17 protein-coding genes are annotated in these 17739 nt (G+C 74.5%); 12 read left to right on the forward strand and 5 right to left on the reverse strand.

The features are described from left to right. Window positions 1-42 precede the first annotated feature (42 nt). Window positions 43-1017 carry an ATPase BagA gene (gene bagA, locus RMN56_RS13050; RefSeq protein ID WP_313724047.1) on the reverse strand — a complete coding sequence of 325 codons (975 nt, stop codon included), beginning with the start codon at window positions 1015-1017 and terminating at the stop codon, window positions 43-45. 26 nt (window positions 1018-1043) lie between these two features. After that, on the reverse strand, window positions 1044-1625 hold the full coding sequence (locus tag RMN56_RS13055; protein WP_313724048.1) for an Rv0361 family membrane protein: 582 nt from the start codon (window positions 1623-1625) through the stop codon (window positions 1044-1046). Window positions 1626-1971: 346 nt separating this feature from the next. On the opposite strand from RMN56_RS13055, the gene RMN56_RS13060 reads away from it, so the two are divergent. The 7 genes from RMN56_RS13060 to RMN56_RS13090 all read left to right on the forward strand — a co-directional run bounded on the left by RMN56_RS13060 (window position 1972) and on the right by RMN56_RS13090 (window position 9759). Then, complete coding sequence (locus RMN56_RS13060) at window positions 1972-2418, forward strand: hypothetical protein (protein ID WP_313724734.1); 447 nt, start codon at window positions 1972-1974, stop codon at window positions 2416-2418. Window positions 2419-2480: 62 nt separating this feature from the next. Next, the gene (sp36, locus tag RMN56_RS13065) at window positions 2481-2636 is read left to right on the forward strand and encodes a Sp36 family protein (protein WP_013289021.1); all 156 of its coding nucleotides are present in this window, start codon (window positions 2481-2483) and stop codon (window positions 2634-2636) included. 5 nt (window positions 2637-2641) lie between these two features. Continuing rightward, a complete protein-coding gene (locus RMN56_RS13070) occupies window positions 2642-3103 on the forward strand; it encodes a RidA family protein (RefSeq protein ID WP_313724049.1) in 462 nt (153 codons plus the stop codon). Between the two features lie 118 nt (window positions 3104-3221). Further along, complete coding sequence (locus RMN56_RS13075; protein WP_313724050.1) at window positions 3222-4049, forward strand: MBL fold metallo-hydrolase; 828 nt, start codon at window positions 3222-3224, stop codon at window positions 4047-4049. Beyond that, window positions 4046-7627 (forward strand): adenylate/guanylate cyclase domain-containing protein, encoded by a 3582-nt coding sequence (locus RMN56_RS13080; RefSeq protein WP_313724051.1) that lies wholly within the window; start codon window positions 4046-4048, stop codon window positions 7625-7627. The genes RMN56_RS13075 and RMN56_RS13080 overlap by 4 nt, the downstream gene beginning before the upstream one ends. Before the next feature lie 110 nt (window positions 7628-7737). Further along, a complete protein-coding gene (locus tag RMN56_RS13085; protein WP_313724052.1) occupies window positions 7738-8220 on the forward strand; it encodes a hypothetical protein in 483 nt (160 codons plus the stop codon). 30 nt (window positions 8221-8250) lie between these two features. Continuing rightward, the gene (locus tag RMN56_RS13090) at window positions 8251-9759 is read left to right on the forward strand and encodes a serine/threonine-protein kinase (protein WP_313724053.1); all 1509 of its coding nucleotides are present in this window, start codon (window positions 8251-8253) and stop codon (window positions 9757-9759) included. Here RMN56_RS13090 and RMN56_RS13095 read toward each other — a convergent pair. Further along, window positions 9746-10213, reverse strand: a complete 468-nt coding sequence (locus RMN56_RS13095; protein WP_313724054.1) for a hypothetical protein — start codon at window positions 10211-10213, stop codon at window positions 9746-9748. The two genes, RMN56_RS13090 and RMN56_RS13095, sit on opposite strands and share 14 nt — an antisense overlap. A 410-nt stretch (window positions 10214-10623) precedes the next feature. Here RMN56_RS13095 and RMN56_RS32855 point away from each other — a divergent pair, with 410 nt between their 5' ends. From RMN56_RS32855 to RMN56_RS13115, 5 genes are all read left to right on the forward strand, one after another. Further along, a complete protein-coding gene (locus RMN56_RS32855) occupies window positions 10624-10788 on the forward strand; it encodes a DUF7417 domain-containing protein (protein ID WP_446685816.1) in 165 nt (54 codons plus the stop codon). Between the two features lie 17 nt (window positions 10789-10805). Further along, window positions 10806-11018 (forward strand): hypothetical protein, encoded by a 213-nt coding sequence (locus RMN56_RS13100; RefSeq protein WP_313724055.1) that lies wholly within the window; start codon window positions 10806-10808, stop codon window positions 11016-11018. Further along, entirely contained in the window at window positions 11015-11521 is a 507-nt protein-coding gene (locus RMN56_RS13105) for a hypothetical protein (protein WP_313724056.1), read from the forward strand. Before RMN56_RS13100 ends, RMN56_RS13105 begins: the two co-directional genes overlap by 4 nt. Window positions 11522-11850: 329 nt before the next feature. Then, complete coding sequence (locus RMN56_RS13110; protein WP_313724057.1) at window positions 11851-12864, forward strand: LPXTG cell wall anchor domain-containing protein; 1014 nt, start codon at window positions 11851-11853, stop codon at window positions 12862-12864. 439 nt (window positions 12865-13303) lie between these two features. Further along, a complete protein-coding gene (locus tag RMN56_RS13115; protein ID WP_313724058.1) occupies window positions 13304-14506 on the forward strand; it encodes a GH25 family lysozyme in 1203 nt (400 codons plus the stop codon). Window positions 14507-14560: 54 nt separating this feature from the next. Here RMN56_RS13115 and RMN56_RS13120 read toward each other — a convergent pair whose 3' ends face one another. Next, complete coding sequence (locus tag RMN56_RS13120) at window positions 14561-15724, reverse strand: acyl-CoA dehydrogenase family protein (protein ID WP_313724059.1); 1164 nt, start codon at window positions 15722-15724, stop codon at window positions 14561-14563. Continuing rightward, on the reverse strand, window positions 15721-17736 hold the full coding sequence (locus RMN56_RS13125; RefSeq protein WP_313724060.1) for an ATP-binding protein: 2016 nt from the start codon (window positions 17734-17736) through the stop codon (window positions 15721-15723). The genes RMN56_RS13120 and RMN56_RS13125 overlap by 4 nt, the downstream gene beginning before the upstream one ends. Window positions 17737-17739: the final 3 nt, after the last annotated feature.

Here is a 17739-nt window from a genome sequence, read left to right on the forward strand (position 1 = left end):
GTCTCGAGGGTCTCTCTGCTCCGTGCCGGCCGCAGGTGTGAGTCAATCCGCCCGGACGAGCGTCTCGGCCAGCGCCTCCAGCCCCGCCCGGTCGACCCCGCCGGGCAGCAGCGGCAGCTCGGTCAGGGGCAGGCCCAGCTCCACCAGGTCGGCGCGGAGCGAATCCTCCAGCTCCCGGCGTACCTGCTGGTCACGGGCCTCGGCGGCGAGGCCGGCCACGGTCCCGGCGTCGGTCGGCAGGCCGGCGGCGGCCAGCCCGCGCTTGAGCTCGGCGGCGGTCACCGGGCGGTCGGCCGGCACCGGGGGCCGGGCCCCGTTGACGATCACCCGGCCGACCGGGAAGCCGAGCTTGGTCAGCTCGGCGATCGCGTCGACGGTCTCCTGGACCGGCATCTCCTCCAGCAGCGTGACCACGTGCACCGCGGTCATCGGCGACCGGAGCAGCGCCGAGACCCCCTCGCTCTGGGTCTTGATCGGACCCACCTTGGCCAGCCGGGCGGTCTCCGCGGTGACGTTGAGGAAGCGGCCGATCCGCCCGGTCGGCGGCGCGTCCAGCACCACCGCGTCGTACGCCCGGCGTTGCCCGCTGGTCCGGGTGGTCGCCTCCTTGACCTTGCCGGTGAGCAGCACGTCCCGAAGGCCCGGGGCGATGGTGGTGGCGAAGTCGATGGCGCCCAGCTTGCGCAGCGCGCGGCCGGCCGCGCCGAGCTTGTAGAACATGTCCAGGTATTCGAGGAGCGCCTCCTCGGCGTCGACCGCCAGGGCACGCACCTCGCCGCCGCCCGGCGCGTCGGTCAGGTGCCGCTCCTCGTAGGGCAGCGGGTCGGTGCCGAAGAGCTGGGCGATGCCCTGCCGCCCCTCCACCTCGACCAGCAGGGTGCGCCGGCCGCCGGCGGCCAGCCCGAGGGCCAGCGCCGCCGCCACGCTGGTCTTGCCCGTGCCGCCCTTGCCGGTCACCACGTGCAGGCGGGCCGGCCATCTGCCGGCGGACTCGGCCGGCTGCTCAGTCGCTGCCACCCGTCGAGCCTATCCAGCCGTCGCGGTCAGGCGACCTCGCAGACCCACCAACCCGTCTTCCGCACCACCGTGAAGCGCAGCTCCTGGTCGGCCGTCTTCTCGTCGGCGGTGGTCATGGTGACCCTGGTGCTGACCGTGGCCCGGTCCCCGGTCTGGTTGTCCACCTTCGGGGTGGTCCAGCGGAACCGCGCGTTCTGGTACTGCCCGGCGTACTTCCGCACCTCGGCGACCTTGGCGGCGATCTTCTCGTCGTCGCGCGACGCCGAGCAGACGAAGGTGGCCGCCGCGCGGGCGTCCCGGTCCTTGTAGACCGCGGTGAGGAAGCCGTCCACGGCGACCGTCGGCTCCTTGGCGCCCTGGCCGTCCTCGGCCTGGCGCAGGGTGAGGAACGCGGCCGTGCCGCCACCGCCGCAGAGCAGGACCGCCGCGGCCAGCACGATCGAGGCGATCAGCAGGCCGCGCCGCTTCTTCGGAGCCGCCGGCTGCGGGTGCGGCGGGTAGCCGGGCGTGGCCGGGTCGCCGGGGGCCGGCGTGGCGCCGGCGGTCGGCTCCTGGTGGGCGGGACCTCCGGGCGAGCCGGCGGCGCCACCGATGGGCGGTTGGGTCATGTCGTTCCCCCGGGGTGCGGCGCGCCGACGCCGCCCCAGGCGACGGACACGTGATCGAGCGTGGCGGGCGAGCGCGGGCACTCATCCAGACCGGAAGGGTAGCGGTCGGCGGACGGCTTGCCAGCCCCGCGTACGCCGCGCCGCGCCGCGCCGGACGTGAGCCCGCCGCCGCTTTCCCGATCGGGGATGTGTCGCATATGTGACTGGAGGTGACCGGGTGTGCGCGTCCCGTTGCCGGGACTCCCGGCAGGTCCTACGTTCGTCGCGACGCGGGGGGCCGGACCGGCGACGGGTTCCGAGCCGGATGGTGGTGACGGTGAACAGGTATGAGGCCCGGAGGCAGCGGATGCGCGACGCGGAGAACATTCCCCGAGCCCAGTTCCCCGGCGAGCGGGCCGGACGGCCCGGCGACGCCGAGGGGCCCGGCGCGGGAGCGCCGTTCAACGAGCGGTCCTACCGCCCGCCCGCCGAGGTGGTGCGCACCCTGGGCCGGCCGGCCGGGCGGGGCCGCGAGGAGGAGGAGCCCGGCTACGTCATCCACCTGCCGGTCCGGGTCCCCGACCTGGCGGCGGCCACCGCGCTCGCCGGCACCGTGGCCACCTCGCTGGGCTTCCTCAGCGAGCTGGACGCCGGCGAGACCACCGTTTCCACGGCCGACGACCAGAACAACCGGCACCGGGTCTTCTGCGACCTCCTGCTGTCCGACCGCAGCCGCTGCCCCCAGCAGTACGAGCACGAGGGCCCCTGCGGCGAGCCCTCCGGTACGCCCGAGCAGCGTCCCGCGTCCCCGTAACGGCGGCGGACCGTAGGCTGTGCCTGACCGCAGTCCATGTCAGGCAAGGGAGCCTTCACCCGATGCAGAAGTGGGAATACGCCACGGTCCCGTTGCTGGTCCACGCGACCAAGCAGATCCTCGACAACTGGGGCGAGGACGGCTGGGAGCTGGTCTCCGTGGTACCCGGTCCGAACCCGGAGCAGCTCGTCGCCTACCTGAAGCGCCCGAAGGGCTGACGGGCATGAGCAACGGACCGCACGCGAAGCTCGCGGAACTCGGCCTGACCCTGCCCGAGGTGGCGTCGCCGCTGGCCAGCTACGTGCCGGCCGTCCAGTCCGGGCAGCACGTCTACGTCTCGGGCCAGCTCCCGATCGCCGAGGGCAAGCTGCTCGCCACCGGCAAGGTCGGCAACGGCGTCTCCGCCGAGCAGGCGAAGGACCTGGCGCAGCGGTGCGCGTTGAACGCGCTCGCCGCGGTCGACTCGCTGGTCGGGCTGGAGAACGTGGTCAAGATCGTCAAGCTGACCGGCTTCGTGGCCAGCGCGCCCGGCTTCACCGGCCAGCCCGGCGTGGTCAACGGCGCCTCCGAGCTGTTCGGCGCCGTCTTCGGCGAGGCCGGCCGGCACGCCCGCAGCGCGGTGGGCGTCGCCGAGCTGCCCCTGGACGCCCCCGTCGAGGTCGAGGTCATCGTCGAGGTCGCCTGACGCCGCGTACCCGTGATCTTGCCGGTGCCGGAGGGGCAGACGACCCGCAAGGGGACATAACTCCTGGCGGCACCGCAAGATCGCGGGCAGTGGCGGGCGGGGTCGTACGATCGCTGCCATGGGGCCTGTGACCGGAGCCGCAGGGGCGCTCGCGGACGAGCTGCCGGAGTGGGTGACGCTGGTGCGTGCCCCCAACCCGGGGCCGATGACGCTCGACGGCACGAACACCTGGGTGCTGCGCGCCCCGGGCGCCGAGCACGCCGTGGTGGTCGACCCCGGCCCGGCCGACGAGGAGCACCTGGCCGCGCTCGCCGCGCACGGCCCGGTCGGTTTCGTGCTGATCACCCACGGGCACGCCGACCACACCGAGGGCGCGCCGCGGCTCAGTGAGCTGCTCGGCGGGGCGCCCGTCCTCGCCGTCGACCCGGCGCACACCGTCGGCGGCGCGCCGCTGACCCCGGACACTCCGCTCGACGCCGGCCTGGACATCCGCCTGCTCTCCACCCCCGGGCACACCGCCGACTCGGTCTGCTTCCTGGTCGGGCACGGCGACGAGCGGGTCGTGCTCACCGGCGACACCATCCTCGGGCGGGGCACCACCGTGGTCGCCCACCCGGACGGGCACCTCGGCGACTACCTTTCCAGCCTGGAGCTGCTCGCCACGTACCGGGGGATCCGGGCGTTGCCCGGGCACGGCCCGGCGCTGGCCGACTGCGGTGTGGCGGCCGAGTTCTACCTGGCCCACCGGCGGGCGCGCCTCGACCAGGTCCGCGCGGCGGTCGCCGCCGGCGCGACCACCGCGCCCGAGGTCGTCGAGCGCGTCTACGCGGACGTCGACCGGTCGCTGTGGTGGGCCGCCGAATGGTCGGTCCGGGCCCAGCTGGAGTACCTCGGGGTGAGCCCCCGGGAATCCGGCGCCGGGGGTACGGGGTTGGAGCTGCCGTGACCTGCCCGGTGTGTGGAACCGTCGCCGTACCCGGCGCGCGGTTCTGCCACAACTGCGGAGCCGCCCTGCCGGCCGCCGCCACGCTGCCCGCCGCCGAGCGGCGGGTCGTCACCGTGCTCTTCGGCGACCTCTCCGACTTCACCTCCTGGTCGGAGGACCTCGACCCGGAACGGGTCGGCGCCGTCACGGACCGGGTGCTGGCCGCCCTGGCGGGCGCGGTCAAGACCTTCGGCGGGCACGTCGACAAGCTCACCGGCGACGGGATCATGGCGGTCTTCGGCGCGCCGGTGGCGCACGAGGACGACGCCGAGCGCGCCGTCCGGGCCGCGCTCTCCATGCAGCGGGCGGTCCGCCGGGTGCTCGACGACGAGCGGGGCGGTGGCGCGCCGCTCGGCCTGCGGGTCGGCCTGAACACCGGCGACGTCATCGCCGGCATCCAGGCCGCGATCGAGTACACGGTCATCGGCGACACGGTGAACACCGCCGCCCGGCTCGCCGACGCCGCCGCCGTCGGCGCGGTCTACGCGGGCGGTCGCACCTCCGCCGCCACCCGGCACGTCGCCTCCTGGCGGGCGCTGCGCCCGCTGCGGCTCAAGGGCAAGCGCGAGCCGGTCGAGGCGTACGAGCTGCTCGGCCTGCTGGACGCGCCGGGCACCCGGTCCGGCCTCGGCGACGAGGCGCCCTTCGTGGGCCGGGAGACCGAGATCGGCCGGGTCGCCGGCCGGCTCGCCGAGGTGATCGACCGGGGTGAGCCCCGGGTGCTGTTGATGACCGCCGAGGCGGGGATCGGCAAGTCCCGGTTCGCCGCCGAGGTGGAACGCCTCGCCGCCGGCTACGACGTCGGCGCCGGCCGGTACGCCGCGCACACCGGCGCCCGGGTGCTCTCCGTGCGCTGCGCCGCGTTCGGCGAACGGCGCCGGCTCGCCCCCCTGGCCGACCTGGTCCGGGCCGCGGTCGGCCTGCCCAACGACGCGGCCACGGCGCTCACCCGGCCGGCCGTCGAGGAGCGGCTGCGCCGGCTCGGGCAGCGCCTCGGCCGGCTCCCCGGCGACCCGCCCCCACTCGCCGTGGACCAGCTCCTGGCCCTGCTCGGGTACGCCGAACTCCCCGCCGGCACCGAGAACGGCGAGTGGAACGCCGCCTCCCCGCCCCCGGACGCCGAGGCCGTGCCCAACGCGGTCGCCGAGCTGCTCAGCGCGCTCGCCCTGGAGGCGCCGCTGGTGATCGTGGTGGACGACCTGCACGACGCCACGGCCGAGACGATCAAGGCGCTCGCGCTGACCCTCAACCGGCTCAGCGGCCCGGTGCTGGTGCTGCTGCTCGGCCGGCCCGAGCTGGTGCGGACCGCCGGCGCGCTGACCCGCGTCGCGGACGCCGAGGTGCACGCGCTGCCCCCGCTGCGCGGCGCCGACGCCTCCCGGCTGCTCACCAGCTATCTGAGCGGCGGCAAGCTGTCCACGGGCGACGCCGACCGGCTGCTCGCCACCGCCCAGGGCAACCCGTTCTACCTGGCCGAGCTGGTCACCCTGCTGATGGAGCGGGGGGCGCTGACCGCCGGCCCGGGGCGGGACGCCAACGTCGGCTGGCGGCTCGCGCCCGGCTCGCTGGGCAGCCGGCTGCTCTCCCGCGACCTGGCCGCCGTGCTCGCCGCGCGTATCGACGCCCTGCCGCCGGACGCCCGCTCGGTCCTGCGGGACGCCGCGGTGGTCGGCGACATCGTGCCCGACGGCGCGCTGGAGGCGCTGCGCGAGCAGCGCGTCGGGCGGGACGGCCGGCCGGCCGCGGTGGCGGCGGTCGAGCTGGACCGGGCCGTGGAGGAGCTGCTGCAACGCCGCATGCTGCACCGCACCCGCACCGGGTTCGCCTTCGCCACCCCGCTCATGCGGGAGGCCGCGTACGCCGGGGTGAGCAAGGCCGAGCTGGCCGAGCGGCACGCCGCGCTGGCCCGCTGGGCGGCACCGGAGAACGTCGACGGCACCACCACGGCGGCCGGCGGGTTCACCGAGTCCGCCCGGGACGACTTCGTCGCCCAGCACGTCGAGCGGGCCGCCGCGCTCGCCGACGCGGTCAAGCTCCGCCCGGACGCGCCGGCCCGGGCGGTGTCCCCGCTGGGCGTGGCCGCGCTGGGCCGGGCCGCCCGCCGCGCGCTGCGGTCCGGGGAGCCGGCGATGGCCGTCGAGTACGCCGAACGCGCCGCCGAGCTGGCCCGCGACGGGGTGCCGCTGGCCGACCAGGTGGTGCACGCCCGGGCGCTGCTCCAGATCGGTCGCCCGGCCGACGCGCTCGCCTTCGGCGAGAAGATCGCCGCGAACGCCGGGGACGCGGCGGCCACCCGGACCAGCGCCCTCCTGCTGGCCGGGCAGGCCCACCAGACGCTGGGTGACGCCGCCCGGGCCGAGCGGAGCTGGCAGGAGGCGTTGCAGGTGGCCACGGCGGCCAACCTGCCGACCATGCGCGCCTCGGCGATGCGCCGGCTCGGCATGGCCGACTTCATCGCCGGCCGGCTGGGCCAGGCGAGCAGCCGCCTGGCGGCCTCCTACCAGGTCAGCCTTGCCGCGAAGGACCCGCGCGGGCAGGCCTGGTCGTTGCAGAACCTGGCCTGGGTCACCACGACCCGGGGCGACTTCGCCGGCACCGACGCGGTGCTCGGCCGGGCCGCCCGGCTCTTCGCCGAGCTGAAGGACCCGTACGGGAGGGCCTGGCTTCGCGGCACCACGGCGTTCGCCCGGCTGCTGGCCGGCCGGCTCCGCGAGGCGTGCCGGATGGCGCAGGTGTTCCTGCCGTTCGGCGAGCGGGTCGGCGAGGCGTGGGCGGTGGGCACCCTGCGCGCCGTCGAGGCGTACGCCACCGCCGAGCTGGGCGAGCTGGCCGAGGCGGACCGGGCGGCACGCCGCGCGTACCGGGAGTTCGCCGAGGTGGGCGACGACTGGGGCCAGGGCTTCGCGCTGGTGGTGCGCGGTGTGGTGGCGCGCGGGCTGGGCGAGCCGGAGCACGCCGCCGACCTGCTCACCGACGCCCTCGGGTACGCCGACCGCACCACGCACCCGCTGCTCACCGGGATGGCCGGGACACTGCGCGGCTTCGTGGCACTCGACATGGGCGACGCCGCGACGGCCGAGCGGGAGGCCCGGTCGGTGCTGACCACCGTGGAGCCGCACAATCCGCAGGCCCCCGCCCAGGTGGCGCCCCGGGTGCTGCTCGCCATGGCCCGGCTCGCGACCGGCGACGCCGCGACCGCGGTGGGGCTGCTCGCCCCGGTCGCCACGACCGCCGCCAACACCCCGTCGCTGCTGTTCTCCCGCCGCCAGACCATGGCCCGGTACGCGTCCGCGCTGCTCGGCCTCGGCCAGCGCGAGCAGGCGCTGGACTGGGCGCAGCGGGCCGTGTCGGCACCGGCCGAGGACGTGCGCAGCCAGGTCATCGCGCGGATGGTGCTCGCCGAGTCGTTCGAGGCCTGCGGCCGTCCGGCCGAGGCGCTGGCCAGCGCCGAGGAGGCGGTGCGGCTGGCGTACGCCACCGAGCAGCGCAGCGAGCGGGCCGCCGCCGACGCGCTCCGCGTCCGCCTCGCCGCGCACTGATCCCCACCCGGTTCTGCCGGTTCCGGGGATGTGCCCGTCGGAGGGGGCGGTTAGCGTGGGGGCGAGCGAGCGGGCCGTCCACGCCGACGGCCACGGTTGGGGGAGGGACGATGAGGCTGCCGCGCTCCGGCGCCGGCTGGACGATCGCGGTCTTCGGGCTTCTGGCGCTGCTGCTCGGCGCGCTGGGGCTGATCTGGCCGGAGACCCAGCTCCGCCTGCTCGGCTTCGAGGTGCCGGCCGAGCGCGCCCCGGGTGACTACACCGGCACGTTCCTGACGGCGTCGTCGATGGCCTCGTTCAACATGGGGGTCTACTACCTGCTCGCGGTGGCGACCGAGTGGCGGCCGTTCTACCGGTTCACCGTCTGGTTCCGGCTGGTCACGTTCACCGTCTTCAGCATCGCGGTGCTCTCCGACGTCGCCCCGGACCGGTTCTTCGGGGTCGCGGCCTGGGAGGGCCTGGGTGCGGTCGCGACCGCCGTCGGCCTGTGGTGGGACGCCCGCCGGGCGGCCGGCGGGCCGGGCCGGCCGGCGGCGGCCGACGACACCGCTCCGGGTCCGGGCCCGGTTCCGGCGACCGACGCGGTGCGCTGAGCGACCGGGACCGTTGGGTATTTTCGAGTCGTGACCGAGACCCCGCCCGGCGCCCTGCGGCTGCCCATCGTGCCCGGTCTGACCGACCTGGAGGTCTTCGCCCGGGGCGGCTACGCCACCGTCTACCGGGCCACCCAGATCTCGGTGGGGCGCGAGGTCGCGGTCAAGGTGGAGAACCGCACACTGGACAGCGACCGGGACCAGGCGCGTTTCCTGCGCGAGGCGCGGGCCGCCGGCAAGATGTCCTCCCACCCGCACGTGGTGGACCTCTTCGACGTCGGGGTCACCGTCGACCAGCACCCCTACCTGATCATGGAGCTCTGCGACGGCTCGTACGCGGAGCGGATGCGCCGGTGCCCGTTGGGCGCGGTCGAGGCCCGCGACCTCGGCGTGAAGATCGCCGATGCGCTGGCCCACTCGCACGCGGCCGGGGTGCTGCACCGCGACGTCAAGCCGGCCAACATCCTCTACTCGCACTTCAATTCGGCGGTGCTGGCCGACTTCGGGCTGGCGGTGCTGGCCGAGGTGCGCGACGCCTCGGTCACCCTGGAGGTGCTCACCCCGGCCTACGCGCCGCCGGAGATGTTCAGCCACAGCCCGCCCAGCCCGGCCGTCGACGTCTACGCGCTCTGCGCCACCCTCTACGCGGTGATGCACGGCCGTCCGCCGCGCTGGCAGTCCGAGCGCAACCCGAGCCTGGTCACCGTGCTGGAGATGTTCCAGCAGCCGATCCCCGGCCTGCCCGGGGTGCCCGACGAGCTGATCGACGTGCTGCGGCTCGGCATGGCCAACGACCCGGACGAGCGTCCCTCCGCCGTCGAGCTGCGCGGCATGCTCGCCGCGCTCCCGCTGGACCCGGGGGCCGCGCCGGTGAGCGGCGCGCCCTATCCGGGGGCTCCGGTCAGCGGCGGCCCGACCACCGGTGGCCAGCCGCTGACCCGCGCCGGCCAGCCGGGCCCGCGCCCGCCGGCCGAGGACGCCCACCCGACCGTGCCGAGCCGCGGCCGCCGCTGGCCGCGGCGCTGGTTCCTCGGCGGGGCGGGCGTGCTCGCGCTCGCCGCCTCGGCCGGTGCGGGCGCCTGGCTGGCCGACGGTGCCCCCGCCGTGGTGTCGCCGACGCCGGTGGCCAGCGGGGCGGTCGAGCCGGCGCGGGTGCCGCCCGGCTGCGCGGCGGGCGACGTCCGCCTGCCGGCGGGCGCACACTGCGCGTCCGAACTGGAGTGTTACGGCCCGGTGCGGCTGCGCCGCGACCGGGCCGAGGCGACCCGGGTGCCCTGCGACGGCCGGCACACGTGGGAGAGCTACGCCGAGGGCGACCTGCCGGCCGCGCTCGTCGGCGCGGGCCACGACGCGGTGGTCGCCCACCCGGCCGTCCAGCAGGTCTGCAGCGTGGACACGTTCCAGCTGGCCAGCGGAGTGCGACAGCTGACCGGCTGGAACCTGGAGGTGCTGCCGCCGGCCGGCGCCAACCGCACCTACCGGTGCCTGGCGGGGCGGGGCGTGGACGCGCTGGCCGTGCCGACCCTCACCGGTCGCTGATCCCGTTCGCCGTCCGCTGCTGCCGCACCGCCCGCGGGTCGAGTGCGCCCGGGGTGTCGGCGTCGCCCGGGTAGCCGCTGCCGGACGCCCGCAGGTCCCGGACCGCCCGTGGGTCGAGCGCCTCCAACGTGTCGGCGTCGCCCGCGTAGCCGCCGACCGGCGTGCGGAGCTGCCGGACCGCGCGGGGGTCGATCGCCTCCAGGGTGTCGGCGTCCACCCCGTACGCCATGGGGGCCGGCCACTGGTCGGTGGACGCGTCGGCGCGGGGAGGAGCCTGCCGGGCGGCGGTGACCGCCACCCCGGCGATCATGCCGAGCAGGACGCAGACCAGGGCCAGCACCACCGACAGGATGCCGGCCGGGCGCCACACCACCAACGTCACCAGCGCCGCCACCGCCGTTACCGACGCGACGACGGCCTTGACCCGCGCATCGGGCTTCGGGAACGAACTCACCCGACAAGCATGGCCCAGGGCGTCGAGCTGTCAACTGCCGGACCGGTACGGCTTCCCGCCGACCACGCCCGCCGAGCCGACCAGCCTCCACTACGGAGAGCGATGAAGGCGCCGATCAATACGATTTCGTTACACATAACCGGCAGGTTCCCCGGTTCAAGTCTGGGCTACGGGACGGGGCGCAGGGGCGGGGAGCCGGGGAGGGCCGTCGTCTCTGCTGCCAATCCGGGGGTGCCGGAGCAGCCTATCGGCCCGGTGTGGCGTCCGGGACACCAAAGCGCCGCAGCGACCGTGCCGACCTGGCTCCGCTCCACGGGGGCCAGGCGGCACGGTCCGCAAGACAACCCAACCGAGGAGTCGAATGCGACGAGCTGAGCTTGCCGCAGTCCTCGCCGGGACTGGGCGGCGACATGGTCCGGTACGAGCGCGGGCTGCTGGACGACATCGAGACCTGTGACCTCTTCCAGCGACTGGTCGACACCGGCCTGGTCTGGGGGGCTGCAGGGACACTACGTGCGGGCGGCGCACCGGCCGCTCGACTGTGGACTGATCAAGCAGAGGGAGGCGGCGATTGAGACGCCGCTGAGGCACGGTGACCTGGCGCTGGTGCGGGCGACCAACCTGTCGGGGCTCGGCCGGTACAACGACCTGGACCAGGACCGCCGGGACGCGGGGAAACGACCCTGACTTCCTGGTCGACCCGTACTGGACGTTCTTCGGGTCCGAGTACACGGTCGACGAGATCGAGGTGGTCAAGCGCCTGCGGCTGGTCGACGAGGACGGCAACGAGGTGCGGGTGGAATGAGCCGCCGCTGGCACCCCAAGGGCAAGGGCTGGACCCGGACCCTGGACTACGGCTCGGTCGTCGCGTGGATGCGTCCGCACCCCGCTGGCCTGGAGGTCGTGGTCTACACCGGGGACTGCTGGGGCTGGGACGAGACCCGGGGCGAGGTGTGGCACGTCCTGTGCCCGCCGCACTCCTGGATCCCCCGCCACGTCCAGGACAAGCCCCACCGGATCCGGTGGTTGCTCGACGAGCACGACGGGTCGGTGCTGCTGGCCCGGTACAAGGTGCGCGGCCTGCCTGCGCACCGCGTCGGCGGACGGCGCGGTAGTGACCATCCCCGGCTCAACTCGCGGCGGTGGGTCAACATGTGGCCGCCGCCGCGCAAAATCGTCCGGGCGCTGGGCGAGTCACCCGACCAGCTCCGGTACCGGCCAAGGCCGGACACCTCGCTATTCCCGGCGAGGATCGAGCAGAGCTTCGCCGAGGCCCTGCGACTCGTGGCTGAGGAGGAGAGCCAATGAACAACTCACCGAGATCGTGACCCCGGCCGTGGCCCCGGCCAAGGAGCGCCCGCACTACATCCCGAAGCGGGAGGCCGACGCGGGCAAGACCCGATGCCGTCAGTGCCTGGTCCGGGGCACGACGCGCAACAGGGGTGGGCGTGACGGGACCTACCGTCACCAGCCCCGGTACCCGGTGCTCTACCTGCACCCCGAGGCGGCTGCGTGAAGGACCAGACGGCTGGGTGACGCTCGGCTGTTTGGTCGACACGCCCCGTCGCGACTGGACCCACGCCCTGATGACGGGGCATGGTTGCCCCGTCCGTTCCATAAACTGGAGGAGAAGGATCTTGAAAAAGGTACTGAGCGCTGCCGTGTTCGCGCTCGCGCTTCCGGCAGCGCTGGTACTCCCGAGCCCGGCCTCGGCGCAGGCTGGCCCGGTTTCGGTGGCCAGCGAGTGCCACACGGGGTGGTACGTCAACCCTGACGAGGCCGCGCTGCTGCCGAAGCAGACCGAGGCCGGGTTCCTGTTCGACGGCCCGAGCCTGGTCCACCACGCGACCAACGTGGCGCTGGCCGACGTGCCCGACGAGGTGGGCTTCACCGCCGCCGACGTGACCGGGGCCAAGCCGCTGTTCAAGATGGAGACGACGGCCCAGTACTCCACGATCAACGTCACCGCTGACGGCAAGTTCTGGTCGAGCAAGATCCCCGCCACCGATGAGGGTGGGCAGAACAAGCCGGTCGACAAGGCGGGCGACCTGGTCGGCAAGTGGAGCGGCTACACCGAAGCCACCCGGGTCGTCAGCTTCGGGGTGGGCTACGCCAACGACACCGGCAACAAGGCCACGGTCACCAGCATCACCTTCGGCACCAAGTACGCTCTCGGCTGCAAGGAGGTGTCCGCAGAGGAGCCGGGCCACACCCCGCCGACCTGCACCACGACCGGCACGGTCACGCCGAAGACCACCGAGGGCGTCACGTACACCGCCACGCGCAAGATCGAGAACGGCGTCACGGTGTCGGCCACGGTGACCGCCACGGCCAAGGAGGGCTACGTCCTCAAGGAGGGCACCGCCACCTGGACGTACCCGGTGGCCAAGCTGACCGGGGCGCAGTGCGAGGAGAGTCCGTCACCGGACCCGAGCACCAGCAGCCCGGCCCCCACGGCCGAGCCGACCACGACACCGGCCGCCACCCCGAGCGTTTCCACGAGCCCGGTCGGCAACGCAGGTGGTGGTAGCGACGACGGTGGCCTGCCGGTGACCGGAGCGGACGTACTCACGGTGGCCGGTCTCGGTGGCCTGCTGGTGGCCGTGGGCGGTGCACTGTTCTGGCTGACGCGGCGCAGGCGAGTGGCGTGAACCACTCGTAACTACGTTACGTAGCACCAAAAACGCCGGAAAGGCCCCTACGAGCCTCCCAGAGGCCCGTAGGGGCCTTTTGGCTACTAGGAGTAGCACATCATCGGCGATCTGTTGCTTCCATCCGCGCTTGACGGACCGCCCGTGGTGGCACCGCTGCCGGCGGTCGGCGCGCTGACCGTCCGCTGACGGACCCCGGGGGTACGGCGGGTGATCGGGCACCCGCCGTACCCCGGGCCGACCGGACGACGCACGCGATCGGGGCAGTGGGCAGGCGCTTCGGCGGGTTAGAGTACGGCCGCACCCCGCTCCCGCCGATCCCCGGCCGGAAGGCGGGGGCGCCCCGCCGCCGTGATCCGCCCCCTGGCGAACGGCGGCCCTCGACCTCCCGACCAAGGAGATCTCCACTCCCATGTCTCGAAGATGGATCTCTGTTCTGATGTCCGCCGGGCTCGCGCTCGGCGCGCTCGGCATGGCGCAGCCGGCCAGTGCGGCCGACGCGGCGCCCGACGGTGGTGGCCACGCGAACGCCGGCGTCAAGCCGGGCGCGCGTACCACCTCGGCGTCCACGAGCGCCGCCATCCCGGCCGGCTACACGATCCGCGGCATCGACGTCTCCAGCCACGACCACAACCTCGGCCCGATCGACTGGCCGGCCGTGGCGGCCGGTGGCGCCAAGTTCGCGTACGTCAAGGCGACCGAGGGGCACACGTACCGCAACCCCTACTTCGCCGAGGACTACGCGGCGGCCAAGGCGGCCGGCCTGCTCGTCGGCGCGTACCACTTCGCCCGCCCGGACGGGCGTGACCCGGTCACCGAGGCGAACTTCTTCATCGACAACGCCCAGTTCGCCAAGGACAGCCAGACGCTGGTGCCCATGGTCGACATCGAGTGGCCGTACTGGTCCGGCGCGCCGACCTGCTACGGGCTCACCACGACGGAGATGTCCGCCTGGATCAAGTCCTTCACCGACCAGGTCAAGGCACGCATCGGCCGGCCGGTGATGATCTACACGAACACCAACTACTGGAACCCGTGCACCGGCAACAACGCGTCCTTCGGCGCCAACCCGCTGGACATCGCCGGCTACACCGCGACCCGCCCGCCCCTGCCGGCCGGCTGGACGACGGAGACCATCTGGCAGTACGCCGCCGGTGACCCCAGCACGCCGGGGAGCTACAGCCAGAACGTGTTCAACGGCGACTACCCGGCGCTCACCCGGCTCACCGGCGCTCCGGCGGTCGCGGCCCCGATCGCCCTCCGCGCCCGGATCAACAGCCGTTACGTCGTGGCCGAGAGCGCCGGTGCCAAGCCGCTCATCGCCAACCGGACCTCGGTCGGGCTGTGGGAGCAGTTCGACATGGTCGACGCGGGCGACGGTTTCGTGGCCCTCCGGGCGCGTGCCAACGGCCGGTACGTGGTGGCGGAGAGCGGGGGCGCCCAGCCGCTGATCGCCAACCGGACGTCGGTCGGCGCCTGGGAGAAGTTCACGGTGATCGACAACGCGGACGGCAGCATCAGCCTCCGGGCCAACGCCAACGGCCGGTACGTGGTGGCGGAGAACGCGGGCACCCAGCCGCTGATCGCCAATCGCACGTCGATCGGCCCCTGGGAGAAGTTCGACCGGATCGCCACCTCCTGAGACCGCGCTGCCCGTGCCCGGCGCCCCCGAACAGGGGCGCCGGGCACCGGCGTCTCAGTAGGACTTGTCCTGGCCGAGGACGTGCTGGGCGACGAAGTTGAGGATCATCTCGCGGCTGACCGGCGCGATCCGGCCGGCCCGGACCGCGCCCAGCAGGGTCGCCACGCCGTACTCCGTGGTCATGCCGGCGCCGCCGAGCGCCTGGACGGCGGTGTCCACGGCGAGCGCGGCGGCCTCGCCGGCCGCGTACTTGGCCATGTTGCCGGCGACGCCGGCCTCCAGGTCGCGGCCGGCGTCGTAGAGGGTGGCCGCCTTGTGGATCATCAGGCGGGCCAGCTCCACCTGCACCGCCGCGTGGGCGAGCGGGTGGGCGACGCCCTGGTGGGAGCCGATGCTCTTCCCACCCCACACCGCCCGCTTGGCGGTGTACTCGCTGGCCCGCTCGATGGCGTACCGGCCGGTGCCGGCGCCCATCGCGGCGACCGTGATCCGCTCGGGGTTGAGGCCGGAGAAGAGGGCCGGCAGCCCGGCGTCCAGGGATTCGCCGACCAGCGCGTCGCCGGGCAGCCGGACGTCGTCCAGGTAGAGCAGGAACTGGTTCTCCGGGGAGAGGATCTCCATGTCCAGCTTGGACCGCTCCAGCCCGGGGGCGTCGGTCGGCACGATGAACAGGGCCGGCTTCAGCTTGCCCGTCCCGGAATCCTCGGTCCTCGCCACCACCAGCACGTGCCCGGCCTCGTCGACGCCGGAGATGTAGCACTTGCGGCCGGTCAGCAGCCAGTCGTCGCCGTCGCGGCGGGCCACGGTGCCGAGCCGGTGGAAGTTCGACCCGGCCTCCGGCTCGGTGATCGCGAAGACGATCTTCTGTGAGCCGTCGGCGAGCCCGGGCAGGTGGCGCTTGCGCTGCTCGTCGGTGCCGTGCCGGGTGATGACGGTGGCCGCGATCGCGGGTGAGACGACGAGCAGCAGCAGCGGGCAGCCGGCCGCGGCCAGCTCCTCGCAGACGATGGCCAGCTCGGTGATGCCGCCGCCCCCGCCGCCGTACTCGGTGGGGATGTTGACGCCCAGGTAGCCGAGCCGCCCGGCCTCCTGCCACAGCTCGGTGGTGTGCGTGCCGGCCCGGGCCTTCTCGACGAAGTAGCCGTGGCCGTACTTCCGCCCCAGCGCCCGGACGGCGTCGCGGAGCTGGTCCTGCTCGGGGGTGAGGTCGAAGTTCATCGCGGGTCCTCCTCGGGATTCGACGGCGCCGGGCCGGAGCCGTCGATGACGGCCAGCACGGCCCCGGTGTCGACCTGGCCGCCGGCCGGCACGGGCAGCTCCGCCACCACGCCGTCGGCCGGCGCGAGCACGGGGTGTTCGAGCTTCATCGCTTCGAGGGTCAGCAGCAGGTCGCCGGCGCTCACCCGCTGGCCGACCTCGACGTGCACGCGGGTGACCGCGCCGGGCAGCGGCGCGAGCAGCGACCCGGCGGCCAGCTCGGCGGTGGGCAGGGGGAACCGGGGCAGCTCGGTGAGGCTCGCGGCCCCGTCCGGGCCGTCCACGAAGACCTCCGACCCGACCCGGTGTACGCGGAACGTCCGCCGCACCCCGTCGATGTCGAGCGCGACGCGGTCGGGGGCGGCCTCGACCACGGTCACGGTCGGGACGGCGTCCGAGGCGGTGCCCCCACCGGCCGGGGACACCGACCAGTCGGCGAGCGCGCCCGTGCGGTCCAGCCGGTACCGGACCTCGATCTCGCCGCCCGTCCCGGTGAACCGGGTGACCTGCGGAAACGCCGGCACGTTGCGCCAGCCCGACGGGAGCCCGCCCAGCCGGGGCGCGGACGCCCGGCGTCCGGCGGCGCCGGCCAGCGCGGCGGCGAGGGCGGCCACCGGGAGCCGGTCGGCGGGGAGCAGCGGGGCGAAGACCTCGGGGTGCCGGTCCAGGAAGCCGGTGTCGATGTCCACGGCAGCGAACTCGGGGCTGCGCAGCACCCGGACCAGCAGGTCCCGGTTGGTGGCGACGCCGTGCAACTCGGCCCGGGCCAGCGCGCCGGCGAGGGCGCGGGCCGCCTCGGCCCGGGTGGGCGCCCAGGCGATCAGCTTGGCCAGCATCGAGTCGTAGTGGACGCTGACCGCCGACCCGCCGGTCACGCCGGAGTCGAGTCGCAGGCCCCTGGTCGGACCGAACTCGGCGCCGACCCCGGGGACCGCGAACCGGTGCAGCGTGCCGGTGGCCGGGCGGAAGCCCTGGGCCGGGTCCTCGGCGCAGAGCCGCACCTCGATGGCGTGACCGTCGGCCGGCGGCGTGGCCGTCAGCGGCAGCGGCTCGCCCTCGGCGACGAGCAGTTGCAGCCGGACGAGATCCAGCCCGGTGGTCAGCTCGGTGACCGGGTGCTCCACCTGGAGGCGGGTGTTCATCTCCAGGAAGTGGACCTGCCCGTCGGGGGCGAGCAGGAACTCCACGGTGCCCGCGCCCACGTAGTCGACCGCCCGGCCGGCGGCCACCGCCGCCTCGTGCAGCCGCTCGCGCACCTCCGGGGGCAGGACGCCCGGCGCCTCCTCGACGATCTTCTGGTGCCGGCGCTGGATCGAGCAGTCGCGCGCCCCGAGAGCCACCACCGTGCCGTGGCTGTCGCCGAAGATCTGCACCTCGACGTGCCGGCCGCGTTCGACGTACCGCTCGATGAAGACCGTGCCGTCGCCGAACGCCGCGGCCGCCTCGCGGCGCGCACCCGCGACGGCCTCGGCGAGCCCGGCGGCGTCGCGGACCACCCGCATGCCCCGGCCGCCGCCGCCGGCGGCCGCCTTGACCAGGACCGGGAAGTCGGTCACCTGGCCGGCCTCGGTCCAGGTGGGCAGCATCGGCACGCCCGCGTCGGCGAGCAGCGCCTTGGCCGCCATCTTGTCGCCCATCGCGGCGATCGCCTTGGCCGGCGGGCCGACCCAGGTCAGCCCCGCGTCGGTGACCGCGGCGGCGAACTCCGCGTTCTCGGCGAGGAACCCGTAACCCGGGTGGACCGCGTCCGCGCCGGCCCGGCGGGCCGCGTCCAGGACGAGGTCGATCCGCAGGTACGTCTCGGCCGGCGAGTTGCCGGGCAACCGGACGGCCTGGTCGGCCTCGGCCACGAAGGGCGCGTCGGCATCCACCTCGGAGTGCACGGCGACCGTCTCCACCCCGAGCGCCCGGCACGTGGCGAAGACCCGCCGGGCGATCTCGCCCCGGTTGGCGACCAGCAATCTCTGGATCATGGT

The organism is Micromonospora halotolerans (assembly GCF_032108445.1).
Classification (GTDB): domain Bacteria; phylum Actinomycetota; class Actinomycetes; order Mycobacteriales; family Micromonosporaceae; genus Micromonospora; species Micromonospora halotolerans.